The sequence below is a fragment of the Epilithonimonas lactis genome (assembly GCF_900110605.1).
Classification (GTDB): domain Bacteria; phylum Bacteroidota; class Bacteroidia; order Flavobacteriales; family Weeksellaceae; genus Epilithonimonas; species Epilithonimonas lactis.
Genome location: NZ_FOFI01000003.1, coordinates 857,303 through 875,864, shown reverse-complemented (window position 1 = coordinate 875,864; position 18,562 = coordinate 857,303). Strand labels below are relative to the sequence as shown.

General features: G+C 38.6%; 22 protein-coding genes and 3 tRNA genes. 13 read left to right on the top strand and 12 right to left on the bottom strand.

Going from position 1 to position 18,562, the window contains the following annotated elements; translation table 11 throughout:
- Nucleotides 1-15: 15 nt before the first annotated feature.
- Genes BMW39_RS13710 through BMW39_RS13695 form a run of 4 tightly spaced genes read left to right on the top strand, consistent with a single transcriptional unit; the run spans nt 16 to nt 2,691 of the window.
- A complete protein-coding gene (locus BMW39_RS13710; RefSeq protein ID WP_034972814.1) occupies nt 16-306 on the top strand; it encodes a hypothetical protein in 291 nt (96 codons plus the stop codon).
- Nucleotides 307-317: 11 nt separating this feature from the next.
- Nucleotides 318-803, top strand: coding sequence for a Coq4 family protein (locus BMW39_RS13705; protein ID WP_034972812.1), 486 nt, complete (start codon nt 318-320; stop codon nt 801-803).
- A 33-nt stretch (nt 804-836) separates the two neighbouring features.
- A complete protein-coding gene (locus BMW39_RS13700) occupies nt 837-2,231 on the top strand; it encodes a DUF4153 domain-containing protein (protein WP_034972811.1) in 1,395 nt (464 codons plus the stop codon).
- Nucleotides 2,194-2,691, top strand: coding sequence for a hypothetical protein (locus BMW39_RS13695; RefSeq protein WP_051880057.1), 498 nt, complete (start codon nt 2,194-2,196; stop codon nt 2,689-2,691). The genes BMW39_RS13700 and BMW39_RS13695 overlap by 38 nt, the downstream gene beginning before the upstream one ends.
- Nucleotides 2,692-2,769: 78 nt before the next feature.
- On the opposite strand, the gene aroQ is transcribed toward BMW39_RS13695, so the two are convergent.
- The 8 genes from aroQ to BMW39_RS13655 all read right to left on the bottom strand — a co-directional run bounded on the left by aroQ (nt 2,770) and on the right by BMW39_RS13655 (nt 6,789).
- Complete coding sequence (gene aroQ / locus BMW39_RS13690; protein ID WP_034972809.1) at nt 2,770-3,177, bottom strand: type II 3-dehydroquinate dehydratase; 408 nt, start codon at nt 3,175-3,177, stop codon at nt 2,770-2,772.
- A gap of 80 nt (nt 3,178-3,257) precedes the next feature.
- The gene (locus BMW39_RS13685; RefSeq protein WP_034972807.1) at nt 3,258-3,857 is read right to left on the bottom strand and encodes a hypothetical protein; all 600 of its coding nucleotides are present in this window, start codon (nt 3,855-3,857) and stop codon (nt 3,258-3,260) included.
- A 4-nt stretch (nt 3,858-3,861) separates the two neighbouring features.
- Nucleotides 3,862-4,482, bottom strand: coding sequence for a hypothetical protein (locus BMW39_RS13680; RefSeq protein WP_034972805.1), 621 nt, complete (start codon nt 4,480-4,482; stop codon nt 3,862-3,864).
- 169 nt (nt 4,483-4,651) lie between these two features.
- Nucleotides 4,652-4,723 (bottom strand) — tRNA-Glu (locus BMW39_RS13675).
- 107 nt (nt 4,724-4,830) lie between these two features.
- Nucleotides 4,831-4,902, bottom strand: a tRNA-Glu gene (locus BMW39_RS13670).
- An 11-nt stretch (nt 4,903-4,913) separates the two neighbouring features.
- Complete coding sequence (gene rpsT / locus BMW39_RS13665) at nt 4,914-5,168, bottom strand: 30S ribosomal protein S20 (RefSeq protein ID WP_034972803.1); 255 nt, start codon at nt 5,166-5,168, stop codon at nt 4,914-4,916.
- A 234-nt stretch (nt 5,169-5,402) separates the two neighbouring features.
- Nucleotides 5,403-6,218 (bottom strand): anti-sigma factor, encoded by an 816-nt coding sequence (locus BMW39_RS13660; RefSeq protein WP_034972801.1) that lies wholly within the window; start codon nt 6,216-6,218, stop codon nt 5,403-5,405.
- Nucleotide 6,219: 1 nt separating this feature from the next.
- Nucleotides 6,220-6,789: an RNA polymerase sigma factor gene (locus BMW39_RS13655; RefSeq protein WP_245750489.1), complete on the bottom strand. Its 570-nt coding sequence runs from the start codon at nt 6,787-6,789 to the stop codon at nt 6,220-6,222.
- A gap of 304 nt (nt 6,790-7,093) precedes the next feature.
- On the opposite strand from BMW39_RS13655, the gene msrB reads away from it, so the two are divergent.
- From msrB to BMW39_RS13630, 4 genes are all read left to right on the top strand, one after another.
- Complete coding sequence (gene msrB / locus BMW39_RS13645; RefSeq protein ID WP_034972799.1) at nt 7,094-7,609, top strand: peptide-methionine (R)-S-oxide reductase MsrB; 516 nt, start codon at nt 7,094-7,096, stop codon at nt 7,607-7,609.
- 111 nt (nt 7,610-7,720) lie between these two features.
- Nucleotides 7,721-8,293, top strand: coding sequence for a fasciclin domain-containing protein (locus BMW39_RS13640; RefSeq protein ID WP_034972797.1), 573 nt, complete (start codon nt 7,721-7,723; stop codon nt 8,291-8,293).
- Between the two features lie 73 nt (nt 8,294-8,366).
- Nucleotides 8,367-9,077 (top strand): ferritin-like domain-containing protein, encoded by a 711-nt coding sequence (locus tag BMW39_RS13635; protein ID WP_034972795.1) that lies wholly within the window; start codon nt 8,367-8,369, stop codon nt 9,075-9,077.
- Nucleotides 9,078-9,106: 29 nt separating this feature from the next.
- The gene (locus BMW39_RS13630; protein ID WP_034972793.1) at nt 9,107-9,919 is read left to right on the top strand and encodes a ferritin-like domain-containing protein; all 813 of its coding nucleotides are present in this window, start codon (nt 9,107-9,109) and stop codon (nt 9,917-9,919) included.
- A gap of 120 nt (nt 9,920-10,039) precedes the next feature.
- Here the strand turns inward: BMW39_RS13630 and BMW39_RS13625 are convergent, their stop codons facing one another.
- Both BMW39_RS13625 and BMW39_RS13620 read right to left on the bottom strand, forming a co-directional pair.
- A complete protein-coding gene (locus BMW39_RS13625; RefSeq protein WP_034972791.1) occupies nt 10,040-11,107 on the bottom strand; it encodes an SDR family oxidoreductase in 1,068 nt (355 codons plus the stop codon).
- 93 nt (nt 11,108-11,200) lie between these two features.
- Complete coding sequence (locus BMW39_RS13620; RefSeq protein ID WP_034972789.1) at nt 11,201-11,779, bottom strand: Crp/Fnr family transcriptional regulator; 579 nt, start codon at nt 11,777-11,779, stop codon at nt 11,201-11,203.
- A 113-nt stretch (nt 11,780-11,892) separates the two neighbouring features.
- Between BMW39_RS13620 and BMW39_RS13615 the strand changes: the two genes are divergently transcribed.
- Complete coding sequence (locus tag BMW39_RS13615; RefSeq protein WP_034972788.1) at nt 11,893-12,591, top strand: DUF1826 domain-containing protein; 699 nt, start codon at nt 11,893-11,895, stop codon at nt 12,589-12,591.
- A gap of 72 nt (nt 12,592-12,663) precedes the next feature.
- Here the strand turns inward: BMW39_RS13615 and BMW39_RS13610 are convergent.
- Nucleotides 12,664-12,735 (bottom strand) — tRNA-Glu (locus BMW39_RS13610).
- A 59-nt stretch (nt 12,736-12,794) separates the two neighbouring features.
- Nucleotides 12,795-14,078 (bottom strand): N-acetylmuramoyl-L-alanine amidase family protein, encoded by a 1,284-nt coding sequence (locus tag BMW39_RS13605; protein ID WP_034972786.1) that lies wholly within the window; start codon nt 14,076-14,078, stop codon nt 12,795-12,797.
- A 42-nt stretch (nt 14,079-14,120) separates the two neighbouring features.
- Between BMW39_RS13605 and BMW39_RS13600 the strand changes: the two genes are divergently transcribed.
- From BMW39_RS13600 to BMW39_RS13585, 4 genes are all read left to right on the top strand, one after another.
- Entirely contained in the window at nt 14,121-16,742 is a 2,622-nt protein-coding gene (locus BMW39_RS13600) for a putative LPS assembly protein LptD (RefSeq protein WP_034972785.1), read from the top strand.
- Between the two features lie 44 nt (nt 16,743-16,786).
- Entirely contained in the window at nt 16,787-17,167 is a 381-nt protein-coding gene (locus tag BMW39_RS13595) for a RidA family protein (RefSeq protein ID WP_034972784.1), read from the top strand.
- Nucleotides 17,168-17,169: 2 nt separating this feature from the next.
- Nucleotides 17,170-17,634, top strand: coding sequence for a hypothetical protein (locus BMW39_RS13590; protein ID WP_034972783.1), 465 nt, complete (start codon nt 17,170-17,172; stop codon nt 17,632-17,634).
- A 270-nt stretch (nt 17,635-17,904) separates the two neighbouring features.
- On the top strand, nt 17,905-18,552 hold the full coding sequence (locus tag BMW39_RS13585; protein WP_034972781.1) for a hypothetical protein: 648 nt from the start codon (nt 17,905-17,907) through the stop codon (nt 18,550-18,552).
- Nucleotides 18,553-18,562 lie beyond the last annotated feature (10 nt).

Here is an 18,562-nt window from a genome sequence, read left to right as displayed (position 1 = left end):
CTTAAATCAATATTTATGGAAAATTTTAAAGTTCTAAACATCGGAAAATCCCTTTTCTGGCTTTCATTTATCTTGGGAAATATTGCGCTCTTCGGTTACATTATTTCGGGCAATGGCGTGTTTCAAATCATAGGATTTATGCTTCTGACCTATGGAACAGTTATCAATCTAATCACATTTGCCGGATTGCTTTTATTTGGAATTTTCGCTCCAAAATATACGACTGATGCCATCAAATCCGCATTGATTCTACTCATCAATATTCCCATCGCCATTCTCTATTTCTACATCGGAATCTCAATTTAAAAATAAAAGTTATGAAAAAAATCCGTATTCAATTTCTGCTTTTCGTTTATGACAATACACAAAAGCTTTATCGAAAATATTTTAAGAAAAAGAAAACACAATGGGCATTTTCCCAACAGCAATTACTGGCTTTTGAAGAAGATACTTTGGGAAGAAAACTCGGCGAATTCTACAAAAAGCACGGTTTTACAATGATTCCAAAAATGGAAAATCACGACGTTCATCATCTGCTGACGGATTGCGGAACCAAGTTCGAGGAGGAAGTTGCAATGCAGTTTTTGCTCCTGGGAAACGGAAAGATGAATGCGCATCTTCTTGCTGCTATCTTTTTGGGAAGTCTCATTCTGCCGGAGTATTTCAAGATTTATATTCAGGCTTACAAGAAGGGAAAGCGTATGAGGCCTTTCCACTATTGGGATTTCGAAAAGTTACTCACTCACAATTTTGAGAACATCAGAGATTTTGTCTATCAAAAGCAAACGCCGGTTTTCTATTAGACTTCATTATTAAAATTAATAAAACCTTATATTATGAAAAAGCACCATTTGATTTTCATCACAGTTCTGGCGATTATCGTCCTTTTCTACAAAGAATATGTCGCCCTCAATCTTGGAATTTTCGGGATTTTTCTGAGCATTCTGACTTTTGCCCAAACCAAATCTGAGTTTCGGACCAAATCATTTCTCACACTTTTTGTCACTTCGATTTTCTCCTCATTTGCGTTTGCCTGGTTTGGTGATGCTATTTCTTTTGTCTCCGTTTTCGTTTCTGTATTTTTATTAAGGTTCAAAGGGACTTATCCGAAACTCAAACCATTTCTTTACATCGAGGTTTTATTATTCAATCTTTTCTCATTTCTGGGAAGGGTTTTCTACACAGAACAATGGTTCGAAAAACCAAAGGAAGGCGGCGGTTTCGGCAAAAAACTGATTACGTTTATCTTAATTCCCGGCATCTTGATTACCATTTTCCTTTGCATCTATTCGGCAGGAAGTTCACATTTCGACCAATTTTTCAGTGAAATGAAATTGGATTTTAGTTTTTTTGATATCATTATTTTGGCTGTCATTGGATTTTATGTTGGATTTATATTTTGGAATTTCGGTGTGGAAAGATTCATCTTCAAACAAAACAGATTTTTGAATGACGATTTTTCTGGATTAATAAAAATTCAAAGACCAACTTTCTCTTTCCTTGATATCGATTCCGAAAGAACCAGCGGATTGATTTCATTTTCTGCGCTTAATATTCTGCTTTTGGTTTTCATCGCCACTTACAACTACGAACAGTTTTTCGAAGTTACGAAGTCTGCTGACGGATTAAGTGCAGAAACTCACGAACGTGTAAACGCTGTGATAATGTCCATCGTAATGGCAATTCTAGTCATTCTTTTCTATTTTAAAAGAGGTTTTAATTTTGATGAAAATGCCAAGTCTTTGAAGATTTCTGCCAAGATTTGGATTGTTCTGAATGCTGTTCTGGTAATCTCAGCTTCCCTTAAAAACTCAGAATACATCATCAATTTTGGATTGACCTACAAACGTTTGGGTGTTTATGCTTTCCTCACAATGGCTTTGATTGGATTGATTTTTACCTTCATCAAAATTCAAAACAGAAAGACCAATGCTTTCCTTTTCAACAGGATGTTCTGGGCGTCGTATGGCTTGATTTTGGTTTGCAGTTACGTCAATTGGGGCGGAATTATCACGTCCAACAACATTAAAAGAAAGGATTTTGCGGACAATTACCACTTAGTTTCCATCAGTTATAATGAAAAAATATTGCTGGATTACGCCGAGAAAACCGGAAACTCCGAAATGAAAAATCAACTGAAAGAAAGAATCGAATCTTATCAAAAAGAAACTTTCCTCTCAAAAATTTTATATTATGAAACGATTAACATCGAAAAACCAAACCGTCAATAGTTTAAAATATTTAGCTCTAGTTCCCTTGTTTCTGGTCGCTTGTAAAAAAGAACCGGAAGTGAAAGATACAAAAGTGGATACTGTCACAACCATCGAAAAACCAGTAGATTCTTTGTCAACCATTGTGAAGACGGAAAGAGAATCCAACCAAAAAATCATTACAGTCGATGCATCCAAAATGCCAATCCGACTGAACCTCGAAATTACAAATCCGAACGACCAGATTATTCTGAAACTGGAAAACCTGGACCAACCAAAAATCAAAGGCTACGTGAAAACCGAAACGCCGATGAATGTCAGAATCAACCAAATCAGAATGCCGGACAATACTTTTGACGGACCTTTCGGGCCAACGATTGAATATGACACCAAACAAAAAGGTGAGTATTGGCTGATATTTGCCAAGAATAATATGGCAGACGGCGAACCAGTCGGAAAATTCTTTGTCAAAATAGAATAAAAAAAAGAATCTCAATCGAGATTCTTTTTTTATCAAGTATTGGTCTAAATCTAATTTCTAGATTCTAACATCTAAATTCTATCTAAGACTTTGAATCGCCAATCGATAACCTTTCATCCCAAAACCAGAAATCACAGCATCGCAACTTTCCGCCGTCACAGATTTCTTGCGAAATTCCTCACGCTTGTAGATGTTGCTGATATGAACTTCAATTTTAGGTTTGTTGATATTCTTAAGACAATCCGAAATCGCGTAAGAATAATGTGTAAATGCGCCAGGATTGATGACCACAGCGTCGAAGTTGTCTTCCTGCAAACGGTTGATGAGTTCGCCTTCAATATTGGATTGGAAATAAAATAAATCATCAGACTCGAACTCATTCTTCAAATCGGAAAGATAATCTTCCATAGAGACCGAACCGTAGATTTCTGGTTCACGCGTTCCGAGCAAGTTGAGATTTGGGCCGTTGATGATGAGGATTTTCATAGGATTCAAATTATTAATGTAAAAATAAAAAATCCCCAGAGAATTCTAAGGATTTATTTATAATAAGAATTTTGGATTCGTTATTTAAAAAGGTCATTTAGGTCTTTTTGAGCCTTGTCAATCTTTTCATTAGCTGTTTTCTTCGTTTCTTCAGTCGATTTTTTGAAATCAGCTTTTACTTTTTCAGCTTCTACTTTAGCATCAGATACTTTTTTATTGGCATCTTCCACCAGTTTTGCCTTCTCTGTATTCACCTTGTCCTTGATTTCTTTCGCAGCATTGTCTATTTCTGCATTGGTTTTCCCTGTGATTAGGCTGTCGGTTCTCTTGATTGCATTGCTTACAATTCCGGTTGAAGAGTTTCCAAGGATTTGCGTAGAAGTCGCGAGATTGTTTTCATATTCGGTCTTCACAGTTCCGCCTTCCGCTACATACACTTTTTTGGACTCCACATATTTGTCCTGCGCTTTCTGCAATTCTATTTTGGCTGCTTCTATTCTTGCCGGGTCTTTGCTGGCAACCGCTTCCTGATAATTTTGTTGTGCTGTGGCCAATGCCAATGCAGCATCTTCATAAGACTGTGTGAAATCTATCTTCACATCAGAGGTTTCGTTCTTTTTGCAACTTGCGGCCGTCAGTAATAATCCTGCTAAAGCCAATGACATAAGTGTTTTTTTCATTTTATTATTGATTGTTAATAATCCGTTTTGTTAATTTTTGTAATTCGGCGTTCTCGTCAGACTCAGAGATTTCGCCATTCAGCCTTTTAATTTCCAAAGTGTTGACTTGTTTCGCCAAACTGAGGTAGGCTAAATATTTTTCTAAAATCAAAGTTTTCTTCTCAGAACTTGCGTTGGCCGCATTGGCTCCTTTTACGAAAGTCTGCAGATTGTCGTTACACAAAATATATGCCTGAAAAGCATTTGATAAGAAATAATCGCTCACCAAAGAATTGGTTTCAAGATTCGTGTAAAGCTTAGGAATTTCCAACGGTGAATACTGAATGATTTCTGAAACATCCACGCCGCTTTTTGCTGGATTCAGATACATTCCTTTGGTTTTCATTTCGCTGTTTTCGAGAGAAAGGTTGGTAGCGTCCAAGAGTTTTACCAGATTTTCTTTTTGATTGATGTCTGCCAACATAGTGTTTAGACTCAAGGCAAAAAAGAAACCGATGAAAGTTGAGATGAGAGAGATGAAAAATTCCAAAGTTCTGCCACGCTTGCTTCGGAAACCTTCCAGTTTAGAAGAGTTGATAAGGAAGATGACAACTAATACCAGAATGACTGCAATGATAATGTACATAATTGTGTTTTTTTATTAAAGATATTAAAGTCTGCTATTCTTCGAAAAAAATATAGATGAACGAGCAGTTTTTGTAGACGAATCGTCCAGCAATATCAACGAAGGAATCCAAGAGATATTACATATGAAACCAAAAAAAAATCCTTAGAAAATTCTAAGGATTTTTAAGTAGCCCGTAGGGGAGTCGAACCCCTCTTACCAGGATGAAAACCTGAGGTCCTAACCGATAGACGAACGGGCCTAGTTAATTTTTCTTTTATTTATTATCTGCAAAATCTTATTGAAATAGACAGATTTTAAATGTTTCATAAAAAATACCTTCAGAAAAATTAGTGAAGGTATTTTAAGTAGCCCGTAGGGGAGTCGAACCCCTCTTACCAGGATGAAAACCTGAGGTCCTAACCGATAGACGAACGGGCCAAGGACTTATATTAAGCTAAGCTGTTTACGTGCTTAGTTAATTTGCTTTTTAAGTTAGCTGCTTTATTCTTGTGAATAATGTTTCTCTTAGCTAGTTTGTCAAGTAAGGAGATTACTCTTGGCAATTGCTCTACTGCTACTGCTTTGTTCTCTTCAGTTCTTAGTGACTTCAAAGCTGTTCTAGCAGTTTTGTGGTTGTATTTATTACGAAGTCTTCTAACTTCGTTTTGTCTGATTCTTTTAAGTGCTGATTTATGATTTGCCATATCTTTCAAATGTGGGTGCAAAGATAAAAACTATTTTTTAATTTGCAAACCTTTTTTTTAAAAATTAAAATTTTTTATTTTCCCTATTCGGAGCTAATTGAATGATTTGAAATCATTTTTAATTATGAAGAATTAGTATCTTCTTGTTCTCCTTTAGAGTGGTGCAAAAGTATGGATATTTTTTAAATTTCAAAATATTTTGAAATTTTTTTTCAACTTTTTTGATATCCAAATTTAGATGTTTCCAATCACGAACATATTTTCCATAGTTGGAGCAATGCTACCGCCTTGTTTTTCAAGGGTTATGGCGAAGGCTTGTGCTTTCGGGATGTTGGCCAGGATTGCTTTCGTATTTTTCTCAGATGAGTACATTCCAGCACTCACAGGCTTGCCATCGACAAGTGCCCAAAGCTGATATTGCATTCCTTCCGGTGCTTTTGGCAGGTCTTCCGCATTCAAATAGACGTTTTTAGAGTCCTTATCCCAATAGACTATCGCTTTGGAATCTGGATATTTCTCAACACCTTTCAATGGAACCGTCAAAATATTTGGGTTGGATAGGATCGCGAGTTTCTCCTGAGAGTTCTTCAAAGCCATATCTTGTGACTTCTTCTCGGTTTGCAACTGTGCTATTTCCTTCTTGCTTTTAGAAATGTCATTGATCCAAAAGAAATTTCCAATGATACTCACAAGGAAAAGAACAGAAGCCGCAATCGCATATTTCTGCCAATTGACTGCTTTGTTCGGATAAATCTCCTGAGTAATTTCTCCTAGTTTAGGATCTGGTTTTTCTAGAACAACGGGCTTTACTTCTTCAACAGTTTCTTCCTGTTTCAGTTTGGCCCAAATTTTGGTTTCCAGATCTTCAGGCGGTGTTACAGCTTGTGCTGTGGCCAGATCTTCCAAAGTTTTTTGTGCTTCCTCATATGCTGATCTCACCTCAGCACTGTTCTTCATGACACACTCCAAAATGCCTGCCTCCTCGGGAGAAGCAAGACCTAGAATATAAGATTCTAAGATTCCGGATGATATGTATTCTTCTATGTTCACTTTATTTATAATCTTTTAAGAGATCTTTCAGTTTCACAAGTGCAGTTCGCATCTTGGTCTTAATGGTACCCAACGGGATTTTAAGTTTTTCAGATATTTCACTTTGGGTATAACCCTGATAATAGGCCAGATCTATCATTTCCCGCTTATCGGATTCCAAATTACACAAAACATCTGTAAAACCAATGAAATCCGACGACTTATTCGTCGTTGAGAGTTCCGTACTGTTATATACGAAATCTGGAAGGGATTGGTTTTTAAGTTCGTTCTGGAAAGATTTGGATTTCAGATAATCAATGGCGGTATTCCGCGCAATGTTGATCATCCAGGTGTAGAATCGGCCTTTGACAACGTCATATTGATGGATGGAGTTCCATATCTTGACAAAGACATCTTGGATTATTTCCTCAGTATACTCTTTGGATTGCACTATCCGAAAAATAACACCATACAGCGCACCGGAATAGTGGTTGTATAAGTATTTGAAACCTGATTCGCTCTTCTTTCTGAGCAGTTCCAAAAGTTCTTCCTCGGAATAGGTTGTTTTAATAATTAGTGATTTACTGATCAAATATAGAAAAATTATACCAATAATGATTTATTTTTTGAATTTGTTGAATTTTCAGCATTTTATTTTATTTAATGTGATGATTTGGGCGCCTTTATCCGTCTTCCGTTCCCGCTTTTTTGCCATTGCGAACCACGGAAGGTCGTTCAAAGAAATTTTGTACCATCGCAATGACAAAAAGAGCTCCACTCAAGCCGGGGCGCGCTTCGCAAAGTAGAGGCTTTTCCCTTCTTATTGATACACTCGTCCATTCAAACTAAAACCAAATTTCTACATCTGTCGTAAGTAACTATAAAATAGTACGACAATGAAAAAGCTTAAAAAAATATTCCTCGTCAGTTCCGTCGCTTTGATGCACGGGAACATCGCGGCACAGTCAGCCAACTTCAAGACCAAAAATCCATACTACTCAAAGACTGAAACTGCAAAACTGAAAGTTTCCAATGCAGAATGGAAGAAGATCCTGAAACCAGAACTGTATCAGGTCGCAAGAGAGGCCGCAACCGAAACAGCCTTCACCGGAAAGTTCTATGAGTTTGATGAAAAAGGTACTTATTACTGCGCCGTTTGTGGAAATGCCTTGTTCCTTTCGACTTCCAAGTTCGCGACAACTTGCGGCTGGCCATCATTCTACGAACCGATTCGCAAAAATAGTGTCATCTACAAAAAAGATGATTCTCATAATATGGTAAGAACAGAAGTGCTCTGCGGAAGATGTGATTCTCACTTGGGACATATCTTCGATGATGGACCTGCACCAACGGGAAAACGATTCTGTATGAACTCGGTCTGTTTGGACTTTGTTCCGATTGTTAAAAAATAATCGATTGATTTACAGTTGTTTGTGATTTATTTTTAATTTTTTCAATCCAAAGACAAACCAACCTCGTAACTGCAATTAACACTCACAAAATATTAATATAAAATAAACAAAATGAACTCAAGAACTAAAATCGCAGCCTTCGGAATGATCGCATTATCATTTTTTGCATTCAGTGGAAATGTAGCTGCACAGGCAATGAAAGAAAAAACAGTAATGGTGGGCGGTGCCGCTATGTATCCTTCAAAAAATATTGTTGAAAACGCAATGAACTCCAAAGACCACACAACACTTGTTGCCGCAGTGAAAGCAGCAGGATTGGTGGAAACTTTACAGGGAAAAGGGCCATTCACTGTTTTGGCACCAACAGACGCAGCTTTTGCAAAACTTCCTGCGGGAACTGTAGAAAGCCTTGTGAAACCAGAGAATAAAGAAACTTTGACCAAAATATTGACCTATCACGTTTTAGCAGGGAAATACAATGCAAAACAGATCTGGGCAGCAGTGAAAGCAGGCAACGGAAAAGCACCGATGAAAACTGTAGAAGGTGAAGAATTGACATTCTGGACCAAAGGAAATGACTTGTACGTAAAAGATGCAAAAGGAACAAGCGCGAAAGTGACCATCGCTGATGTGAATCAGTCCAATGGCGTGATCCACGTGATCGATACTGTTCTGATGCCGTAATAATTATCTGAAACCAGCATAGCTCTTATGCTGGTTTTTCAATTTTTTAAAACCAAACTTTAAAAATAATATTATGAAAAAAACAATTAGCGTCTCCAATGGTGCAGCCACCTTGGATACCAACAGAAGAAACTTTTTGAAACTAAGCGGTGTTGGTCTAGCGATCGCAGGCCTTGCACTCGTAGGTTGTAATGACGATGATCTGATCATCGATCCAGGCAACAATGTATTTGACCTTGGAACAGGCGATGTAGGTGTTTTGAATTACGCCTACGCTTTGGAACAATTGGAAGCAGATTTCTACAGCAAAGTAGTCAACAGTTTCTATACAGGGATCTCAGATGCTGAAAGACAGGTCTTCACAGATCTTTACCATCATGAAGTGATCCACAGGGATTTCTTCAAAGCAGCCATTGGCGGCGCCGCTCCTAATAGCCTATTGCCAACTTTGGAATTTCAATATAACGGTGTCGACTTCAAAAATAGAGCTTCTGTGCTTGCAACAGCAAAAGCCTTGGAAGATACTGGTGTAGCAGCTTACAACGGCGCAGGTAAATATATCACCAACCCTGACTATCTAGTACTTGCCGGAAAAATTGTTTCCGTAGAAGCAAGACATGCCTCAGCCATCAGAGACCTTATCAATCCAAAATCTGCGGATTTCTCAGGCGATGATGTGATCAATGCCATGGGATTGGATGCGGCAAAAGAACCGAAAGACATCGTGGCAGCAGCAGGCAGCTTCTTCAAAACACCATTTACCTGGAAAGAGAGAGGTATTTAATTCATTATTAATTTCAAAAATTTACTATTATGAACATTCTTAGAATATTAGATAAGCTCTCCAACGACAAATTCTTCACAGGAGAAGCTACAAGATTACAAACTTTATCCAGCATTGCTGATTTTGGTAAAAAAGCGGCTGTTGCCTCTGTTCCACTTGGATTAGCAGGTTTGATGTCAACAACTGCAAAAGCAGAAACTACAAGTACATCTGCCACCATGTTCAAAAGTCCTTTGACGGATGCTTTGCAATTGGCTTTGACATTAGAATATTTAGAAGACGACTACTACGCACAAGGTCTGGCAAAAGCTGGGTTGATCCCTGCTGCAGATAGAGTGGTTTTCCAGACCATCTCGAAACATGAGACAGCACACGTTGCATTCCTAAAAACCGCCTTGACCTCTTTGGGCGAAACGCCTGGAGCGAAACCAAATTTTGATTTTACAGCAGGCGGAAGTTTTGCGCCAATGGATGATTATCAAACATTTATGATCTTGGCTCAGGCTTTTGAAGATACCGGCGTAAGAGCCTACAAAGGACAAGCTGGAAACGTGATGTCCAACAAAGATGTTTTGACAGCTGCACTTCAGATTCATTCTGTGGAAGCAAGACACGCTTCTCAGGTAAGAAGAATGAGAGCTCAGAAAGGCTGGATAGAATTGGCAAACGGTGGTAACATGCCTAGCGCAACCAATCCTGTGTATGCTGGGGAAGGTGTCACTGTACAAGCTGGTTTTAATACAGCGACGGCATTTGGTGCTGAAGCTGGCTCGGCTGCTTATGATGAAGTTCTTAGTGGTAGCGATGCCGCTGCAATTGCAGGACTTTTTATTAAACCATAATTATCAAACAAAATGATGAGAAATTGATTGATCCTTTTCCTTGCGTGGGGAAAGGATTTCTTATTTACATAAAAACCGAGCTCAATTCAATAGAACTCGGTTTTTTATTTGATCAAATTTTTAAGGGATTATTTTTTCTTCTTTTAATTTCTCAAAAAGATCAGTGAAGGAATCCAATGTACTTTGGAAATTGGTGAAGCCCAGCTTTCTACTTTTGGCCATATCTGTCATGACCTCGATTGGTCTTCCAAGGTCCAGGTCTGTATGCCAAGCGGAAGCAATTCGAGATAGCTTATTTTCTTTAAGATTATACTTTTCGGCAATATTCTTCCAAAGTTCCTCATCATTTTGAAGTTCTTTTTCAAGTGGTCGCATCTCATTTTCAAAACCTTCAAAATCGATTTGGAAGTGATTTGCAATTTTTTCCCAAAGCCATTTCCATCGGAACACATCGCCGTTTGTAATATTGAAAGCTTGATCCTTTGCAGCTTCTGTGGTCGATGCCCAAAGTAATTGTTTGGCTAAGATTCTGGCGTCGGTCACATCAGACAAACCATTCCATTGTGCAAATGAGCCGGGGAAAATGAATTTTCTACCAGTTTCTTTGCAAATGCTTGCATAGATTGCCAGAGTAGTTCCCATATTCATCAGATTACCAACTGCGTATCCAATAACAGTATGAGGCCTGTGAATGCTCCAACTGAAACCATCCCGCTCCGCAGCTTCATAGACCGCGTCTTCCTGTGCGTAATAGAAGTTAGGATATTCCAAACGTGGTTGCTCTTCACGCAAAGGTGTTTCTGGCAAAGCTCCTGATTTTGCATAAGCTTCAAAAGGTCCTAGGTAATGTTTCAATCCAGTCACCAGCGCGACATGCTGAATGCTTTTTTTAGGAGATAGAACATTTAGTAGATTTCTTACCAGCGCACTATTCACTTTGATGTTTTCTTCCTCGGTGTCATTTCTCATCCACGTCGTGAAGAATATATGAGTAGGGGAGATTTGTTCCAAGGCTGCTTCAAGGTTTTCTACATCTAAAAGATCCGCTTTTACAGAAATCAAACCCGAAATGTTGGTATTCGGATTTCTTGCCAATCCGTAAGTCGTCCAACCATTTGAGATCAGTTCCTGCGCGAGATTGCTTCCCGTGATACCGGTAGCGCCGACAACCAATGCAATATTTTCCATAATTAAATTATTTGACTACAAAGTTAGGCTCATCGGCACCAAAAAAACTTGATGTAGATCATGAGTTGGTCTTGATGTGAATCAAATGGAGAATTATTTCAAAGCAATTTTCTTTCGTATTCGGCTAATGGTTTCAGGACTTAAGCCAAGGTAAGATGCAATCAAGCTGTGCGAAAGTTTTTGGGTGATCTTGGGATTGCTCTCCAATAATTGAAGATATTTTTCTTCTGCTGTGAAATTATTGGAAATCACCAATCTTTGGTCTTTTGTGACCAGGCTATTTTGGTAAAGTATTCTGAAATACCGATCCATAATAGGAATCTTTAAAGTCAGTGCTTCATAGTTTTCACGACTTATGGTTAATAACTCAGATTCCTCGATCGCATCTATATTAAGGTACGCTTTTTCTTCATTAAGGAAACTATTGAAGTCTGAGATCCACCAACCTTCAAATGCGAAAAGATTGATGCGCTCATTTCCCTTGTCATCCAGAATATAAGATTTTAGAATGCCTTTGCTGACGAATGTAAGATCTCTACAGATCTGTCCTTCTTGCAATAGATATTCCTTTTTATTGAGTTTTTTCTGATTGAAGAATGATTTCAACAATTCAATTTCCGCCGTTGTGATATCGACTTTTTCCTGAATGTGGGATATTAGAACATCAAACATAAGCTTTCGTAAACAATTTTTAAATTACTGTAAAGTTATCATTTATAAATCGCCGCAGTGATGATTTTAAAGTTATATGTTAGTTTTGTAGTCATTATAGATATACTTTTAATATGAACGATAGAATTCCGGACCGTCAACAGATGGCAAAGGTCTCTTCTTTTGCTGAGCTTGTAAACACGAATTTTGAAGATGCGATCAACGCGGTTTGCTGGCAAAGGGATTTGGTCGGGGATTTTAAAGAAATAGTCTCCAAACTTCGGTTGGAAGAAAATATCACAGAGGTCACGGCGAAAGATCTTTTGGCTTTGAAGTTATCCGGGAATGGCAATGCAGCGAGAGATATTATTCTCAAAGATCTACAATTGCTGTCCGATTTTGGCGCGCAGCCATCACTCAATTTGCTGAAGAATTATGAACGCGATGATGAGTTTGATTTCATTTCGACCGATGTTTATTCTTTCCACGTCGATCGTTCACCTGTTGGGACGAGTACCTTTTTGTGTACTTATGCTGGTGCAGCCAGTGATATTTTACCTAATAACCAGGCAACTCAAAAGATCTTGATTCCAGAGATCCGGGAAAAACTGGGACATTTATATCAAGGTTCCGAGCAAGGCTTTGAAGCGTTTTTGGAAGAAAATTATTTTGACCTCCATTATGAGCCGAAGCCTGATGCTGTTCCGGTTAATTTGGGACAAGGTCATCTCTGGAAATTGGCTGTCGACAATCCTGAGCAAAAGGTTTTGCCCTGCATCCACAGAGCACCGAAAGAGAACGATGGCGAATACCGACTGCTCTTGATCTGCTAAGTCTCACAATATTTTAACGACAATTAATAAAAAAACCGGAAAGCAAAAATTGTATTTGCTATTCCGGTTTTGTAGCCTATAGGGGAATCGAACCGCTGTTGCAAGAAAGAAAATCTTGAGTCCTAACCACTAGACGAATAGGCCGTTTGGTATTGTGGACTGCAAAAATACTGACTTTCTACAGTTCTGACAAATGATTCTGTCTATTTCAATCTTTTCTCGATGATCGTGTTCTTGATTCCTTTGCCGTCAAGTTCTTTCTGAGCCTTGATGGCATCTTCCAATGTTTTGTATTTCCCGAAGGTGTAATAGAAAACACCATTTTCTTTATTTCTAATAATATCTGGGATCATCTTCAAGATCATAGATTTAGAATCCAATTTGTCTTTTCCGGTGTAGATCTCCAAGGTGTAATATCCAGTTCCTAAAGCCTGATTCGGCACAAAGCTGATAGCCATGGAGTTTCTGAAGCCTGCATCCTTCGCGGTTTTCAAATTGGTATCTCTTACGGACGCATAGTTGGTAGTGCCATAATAATATTTATAAGCTCCATTTTCTTTGATAGGAAGAATATACTTTAAGCCCTTTAAAGCTGGGTCTTGATCATTATATTTATTAGGCGTGCTCATCAGTAGGATCCTGAAATCATTTTTCAATGGCTGCTCAACTGGTTTCTCTGGTTCAGGTTCCTTCACATTTCTGTCTACCAATTTTTTATAGTTCACGATGGCGTTGTAGATACTTTCTGCGATCGCCTGTTGCCCATCTTCCGTCGAGATGTAATGTGCGTCGTCGTAATTGTTGACAAAGCCTGTCTCTATCAAAATAGAAGGCATGGCATTCATCCTCAAAACGTGCAGGTTTTCTTGTTTTACACCTCTGGAGAGTCTCTTGTCCTTCTTTACAAAGTTGTCCTCTACCATTCCGCCAATGATAAGGCTGGCTTCCAGATATTTGCTTTGCTGGATCTTCAGTGCGATAAGAGATTCGGGAGAGCTTGGATTGTAGGAGGCAAAATTTTCTTTGTCTCTTTCATCCAAAAAGATCACGTCGTTTTCTGCCTTTGCAACGTCTAAGTTTGCTCTGTTTTGATTGGGTCCCTGTACGAAAGTCTCGGTTCCCTGTGCGGTTGCACTTTTACTTGGAGAAGAGTTCACGTGAACTGAGATGAAAAGGTCGGCTTTGCTTCTGTTGGCAAGGTCTGTTCTGTAGGTCAAAGACGGATATTCGTCTATTTTTCTGGTGTAGATGACCTTGTAATCCTTGTTTTTTTCTAGCATTCGTCCCAATTTTAGGACGATTCCCAAGGTCACATTTTTTTCCTGTACAGATCCGATGTCCGAGTAGTTCCTGTTGGCTCCAATATCACTTCCACCGTGGCCTGCATCCAGCACCAATGTGAATTTTTTCTGTGAATGGAGGCTGCTAAAACCAATAAAAAATGTTAACAGAAAAAAAAATTTATTATAAAGTGTTGACCTAATCATTTTAATCTTTAAAATTTAATTAATTTTGAACCCAATTTCAGAATGACTGCATTGGCTCGAAGTATTTTCAAAAGTATATTACTAATTTTAAATATCCTAATTTTTAACAATATTTTAGCACAAACTGTGCCTCAAAATATTGGTCAAAATAGCGGTGTTCAAGATTCTTTAAATATAGGCAAAGATTCCTTAAATCTAAAGAAAGACACCATCATCCCCAAAGAACAACTGGAGGATGTGGTGAAGATGAAGGCAGAATATAGGAACAGTTCTTCCATTTCCAACAAGCAGACCACCCTTAGCAAAAAAGCACAGATCATCTATCAGGATATGCAGATCGATGCAGATTACATCCGGTTCGAATGGGAAACCGGGAAGATCTATGCAAGAGGAGAGCAGGATGAGAAGGGAAAAATCATAAAACCTGCTGTGGCCACGCAAGCCGGCAAGCAATTCGAATACAGCGAGGTCATCTATAATATAAAGACCAAACAGGCCATTGCTTTCAATGCCAGGACCGAGGAGAGTGAAGGTGTCATCGTAGCACAGAAGACCAAGAAATATGATGACTCTGTGTTTGTCATGAGTAGGGCGATGTACACTACGGATGAATATTTCCTCAAGAAAAAAGATTCCCTTGCAGATTATCACATGTCTGCCAGAATGATCAAACTTCTTAAAACCAAGGATAATGCCCAGATTATCACAGGGCCGATCCAGATGTACATAGAACAGGTGCCAACGCCATTGGTACTTCCGTTCGCGATTCTTCCGTTTTCGGATAAAAGATCGGCTGGTATTTTGATCCCGAGTTTTGGAGAGCGTCAGGATGTTGGATTTTTCTTGAATGGCTTGGGCTACTATCAGCCAATTGGCGACCATTTCGATTTGAAGATCCTAGCCGACCTCTATACCAAAGGAAGCTGGAACATAAAGCCAGAACTTAATTATCTAAAAAAATACAGATACTCTGGGAACTTTGCCGCAGACTATGGCTACACGGTTCGTGGTATCAAAGGTCTGGATGACTACTCCAGAACCAAAACGTTCAGGATCGCATGGCGTCATTCTCAGGATTCCAAGGCCAATCCTTACTTTACCTTCAATGCCAGTGTGGATATTGTGAGCAGCAAGTTCTATAACAACACGGTCAACAATAATTATATCTTTAATCAGAATGTCCTGAACACCCAACAAACCTCGAGGGTGAATGTCACCAAGCGTTTTCTGGAACTTCCGGTAACCATTAGTGCGAGTATGGCGTATTCTCAGAACTTTGCAACTGGACTTACGGATCTTCGTTTGCCGGATATGACGGTGGCGATCAATCAGTTCTATCTTTTCAAACCAAAAACTGGGGTGAGGACAGGTTTGTTGGAGAACATCAATGTAAATACAGGATTGGCATTAAGCAATTATGTGAGCACGACAGAAGATAAACTTTTCAAAAAAGAAATGTGGGACGAGCTGAAAACCGGGGTCAAGAATAATATTTCCATGTCCACCAATACGACGCTTGCGAAATACTTCACTTTTACTTTGGCTGCCAATGCAGACAACGTACTTACGACAAAAACATTGGAAAGATCTTATAATCCATTGACCAATGTGGTGGATGATAATTTTAAAAAAGGCATCGCAGGATATACCACTTTCTCTACAAGTGCAAGTTTGCAAACCGTCTTGTACGGACAAAAGAACTTTAGCAAAACCTCGAAGATCGTTGCCATCCGCCACATGGTGACACCAAGTATGAGTTTCACCTACTCACCAGATTTTGGGGCAAGAAGTTGGGGCTATTTTAGAAATTACTCCAATGCCAGAGGCGAGATGACGCCATATTCCATCTTCGATAATGGAATCTATGGTGCGCCAACCGCTGGTCTTACCCAAAGTGTAGGCTTTAACATCAATAACAACCTGGAGATGAAGATCAGATCGAAGAGCGATTCTACAGGTGTCAAAAAAGTAAAGATCTTTGAAAATCTAAATGTGACAGGAGGCTACAATTTCGCGGCTGAGCGAAACAAATGGTCGGTTTTCACCGTCAATGGTCAATCTTCTTTCTTTAATAATAAATTGAATGTCAATTCCAGCCTTACATTAGAACCCTATAGGATCGCTTATACCGATGGCAGCGATATCGGTGTTAGGACTGAGGATTTTGGCCGTTTTAGTTTGCAGGGTTTCAATGTCCAATTATCTTATCCAATGAGCGAGGCCATCTTTGGGAAGAAAGAAGAGCTATCAAAAAAATATAAAAAGAAAGGCGAGATCCGGAATGAGAATTATTTCTTTGATGATGACAATTATTCCCACTATACGCCAACCTGGACGCTCAACGTGAATGCCAACTATTCTTATGTCAAAGGTCTTTCCCGTATTCCTGTCAAATCTTCGACCGTAGGATTGGACGGTAGCATCAAGCTGACGCCATACTGGAACATCAATGGTAGCACCAATTATGATGTCGAGAAGAAAGAACTGGGCTACACACGTCTTGGATTTGCAAGAGATCAGCGTAGTTTTACGATCACGTTCAACTGGGTGCCATTTGGACAATATAAGGTCTATGATTTCTTCATCGGGATCAAAGCCAATATCCTGAAAGATGCCGTGAAGTACAAGGAAAGAAGTTTCACGCAACCCAACAGTACTTTTTAGGATTTAATGAAAATTTGTATAGTTTTGTAAAAATTAATAATAAAATGAAGAAGATCATTCATACGTCGGAAGCTCCGGCTGCAATTGGACCATATTCGCAAGCCACTTTGGTGAACGGCACTTTGTACATCTCAGGACAGATCCCAGTGGACCCGGAAAACGGTAAACTGATAGAGGGCATCCAGAAAGAAACCCACCAAGTGATGAAAAATCTGAAAGCAATCCTGAAAGCGGCCGATATGGATTTCAGCAATGCTGTAAAAGCTTCTATCTTCCTGAAAAGTATGGACGACTTCGCTGAGGTGAATGAAATCTATGCTTCTTATTTCGAAAACGAGATCTACCCTGCGAGAGAAACCGTTCAGGTCTCTTGTCTTCCAAAAAATGTTGACGTGGAGATCTCTATGATCGCCTTCAAAGATTAAACATGAATTTCTGTAGGAATACCATAGGTGTTTTGGCCGGATTGACGGTCGCTGCTCTCATTATCACATTAGGGATAAAGATAGACTCCACGTGGGTGACCTACAAACAATTCGCGCCGTTTGACCATTGGGAAACCTTGCTCAGATCGGTGCAGCACAAGGATTCCTTTTTTATCGCCCTGCTGTTCTTTGGCGGATTGGGTGTTACCTTTGGCGGCGTGGTGACCGCAGTGATTGTGAAATATGCCAAGGTGGCGTACGCGATCCTGATAGGCTTCATTATGTTGTTCATTGCGATGCTGGATATCATCATCTATCCCTATCATCCGGTCTTCTACAAGATATCCATCTTTCTGATCTTCTTTCCCTTTTCCTGGATCGGCGGCAAGATCACCGAGGTCATCTATGAAAGACGGAAAAAACGAGAAAAACAATTACAATCGAAACATAAAAAACCACAAGTCTAGACTTGTGGTTTTTTATTAAGAAGAGGATTTATACTTAATACTTTATCTAATAATTTGTATAAATATCTGATTTATTTAAGGTTGTATATTTTAAAGGCTTTTCAGTTTTTCTTTTTTAATTAGGTTTAAATTATTAGATTATAAGGTCTAATACGTGTAATTCATTATATTTATACAATGTAAAAATGTCACAAAATATTCTCATATTTTAGAAAATGAGAATCAATGCAGCCTAAGAAATCTGGGTAGAAAATAACCAAAAATTGTATGATGAAATATTTAACTTTTCTAATTCTTTTTCTTGTAAATAATTATGTTTACTGCCAAATTTATAAGTTTGATCAGCTTTCAACGTTTGAATTGGTTGGGAAAAACAAGGTTATTTCTAAAATTCAGAAATTAACCAACTCTGGAGATGTATATTATTCCATGGATTTTAAATCAGATAACAATGTGGAACTAATAGACCAAAAAACTTTTCATCGACATTTCTTCAATGTTGTGAAGCGGGCTGACAATAAGTTGATCTTTAATTATGAAAGAAGTTGTGACGAAAGAGAGATTCACGAAGATATCAAAAATTCGGGTCGTGATTACAGAATTGGAAAAGCAGCTAACGACCAATATATCTTGGGGAAATATGATTCTTCAACATCCAAATATCCATATTTTGAAGTCAGGTTTCAAATGGAAGAAACAAACTCAAATCAGTTAGCACTCTTGCATACAATAGATTTTGAATTGTTAGAAAAATTTGTTGAAAATATAGAAAAAGACAAGAGCTACTCAGTCAATAAATTAGAGTATTATGTCAATGGTAAAAAAGGAAAAGAGCAAATGTTGAAATCGTTAACTGCTGTTGATGTAGAGGTTAAACTTCCGGAAAAATTATATTTAAATTGTCTTAAAGTCTTTTAGAGACTGTTGA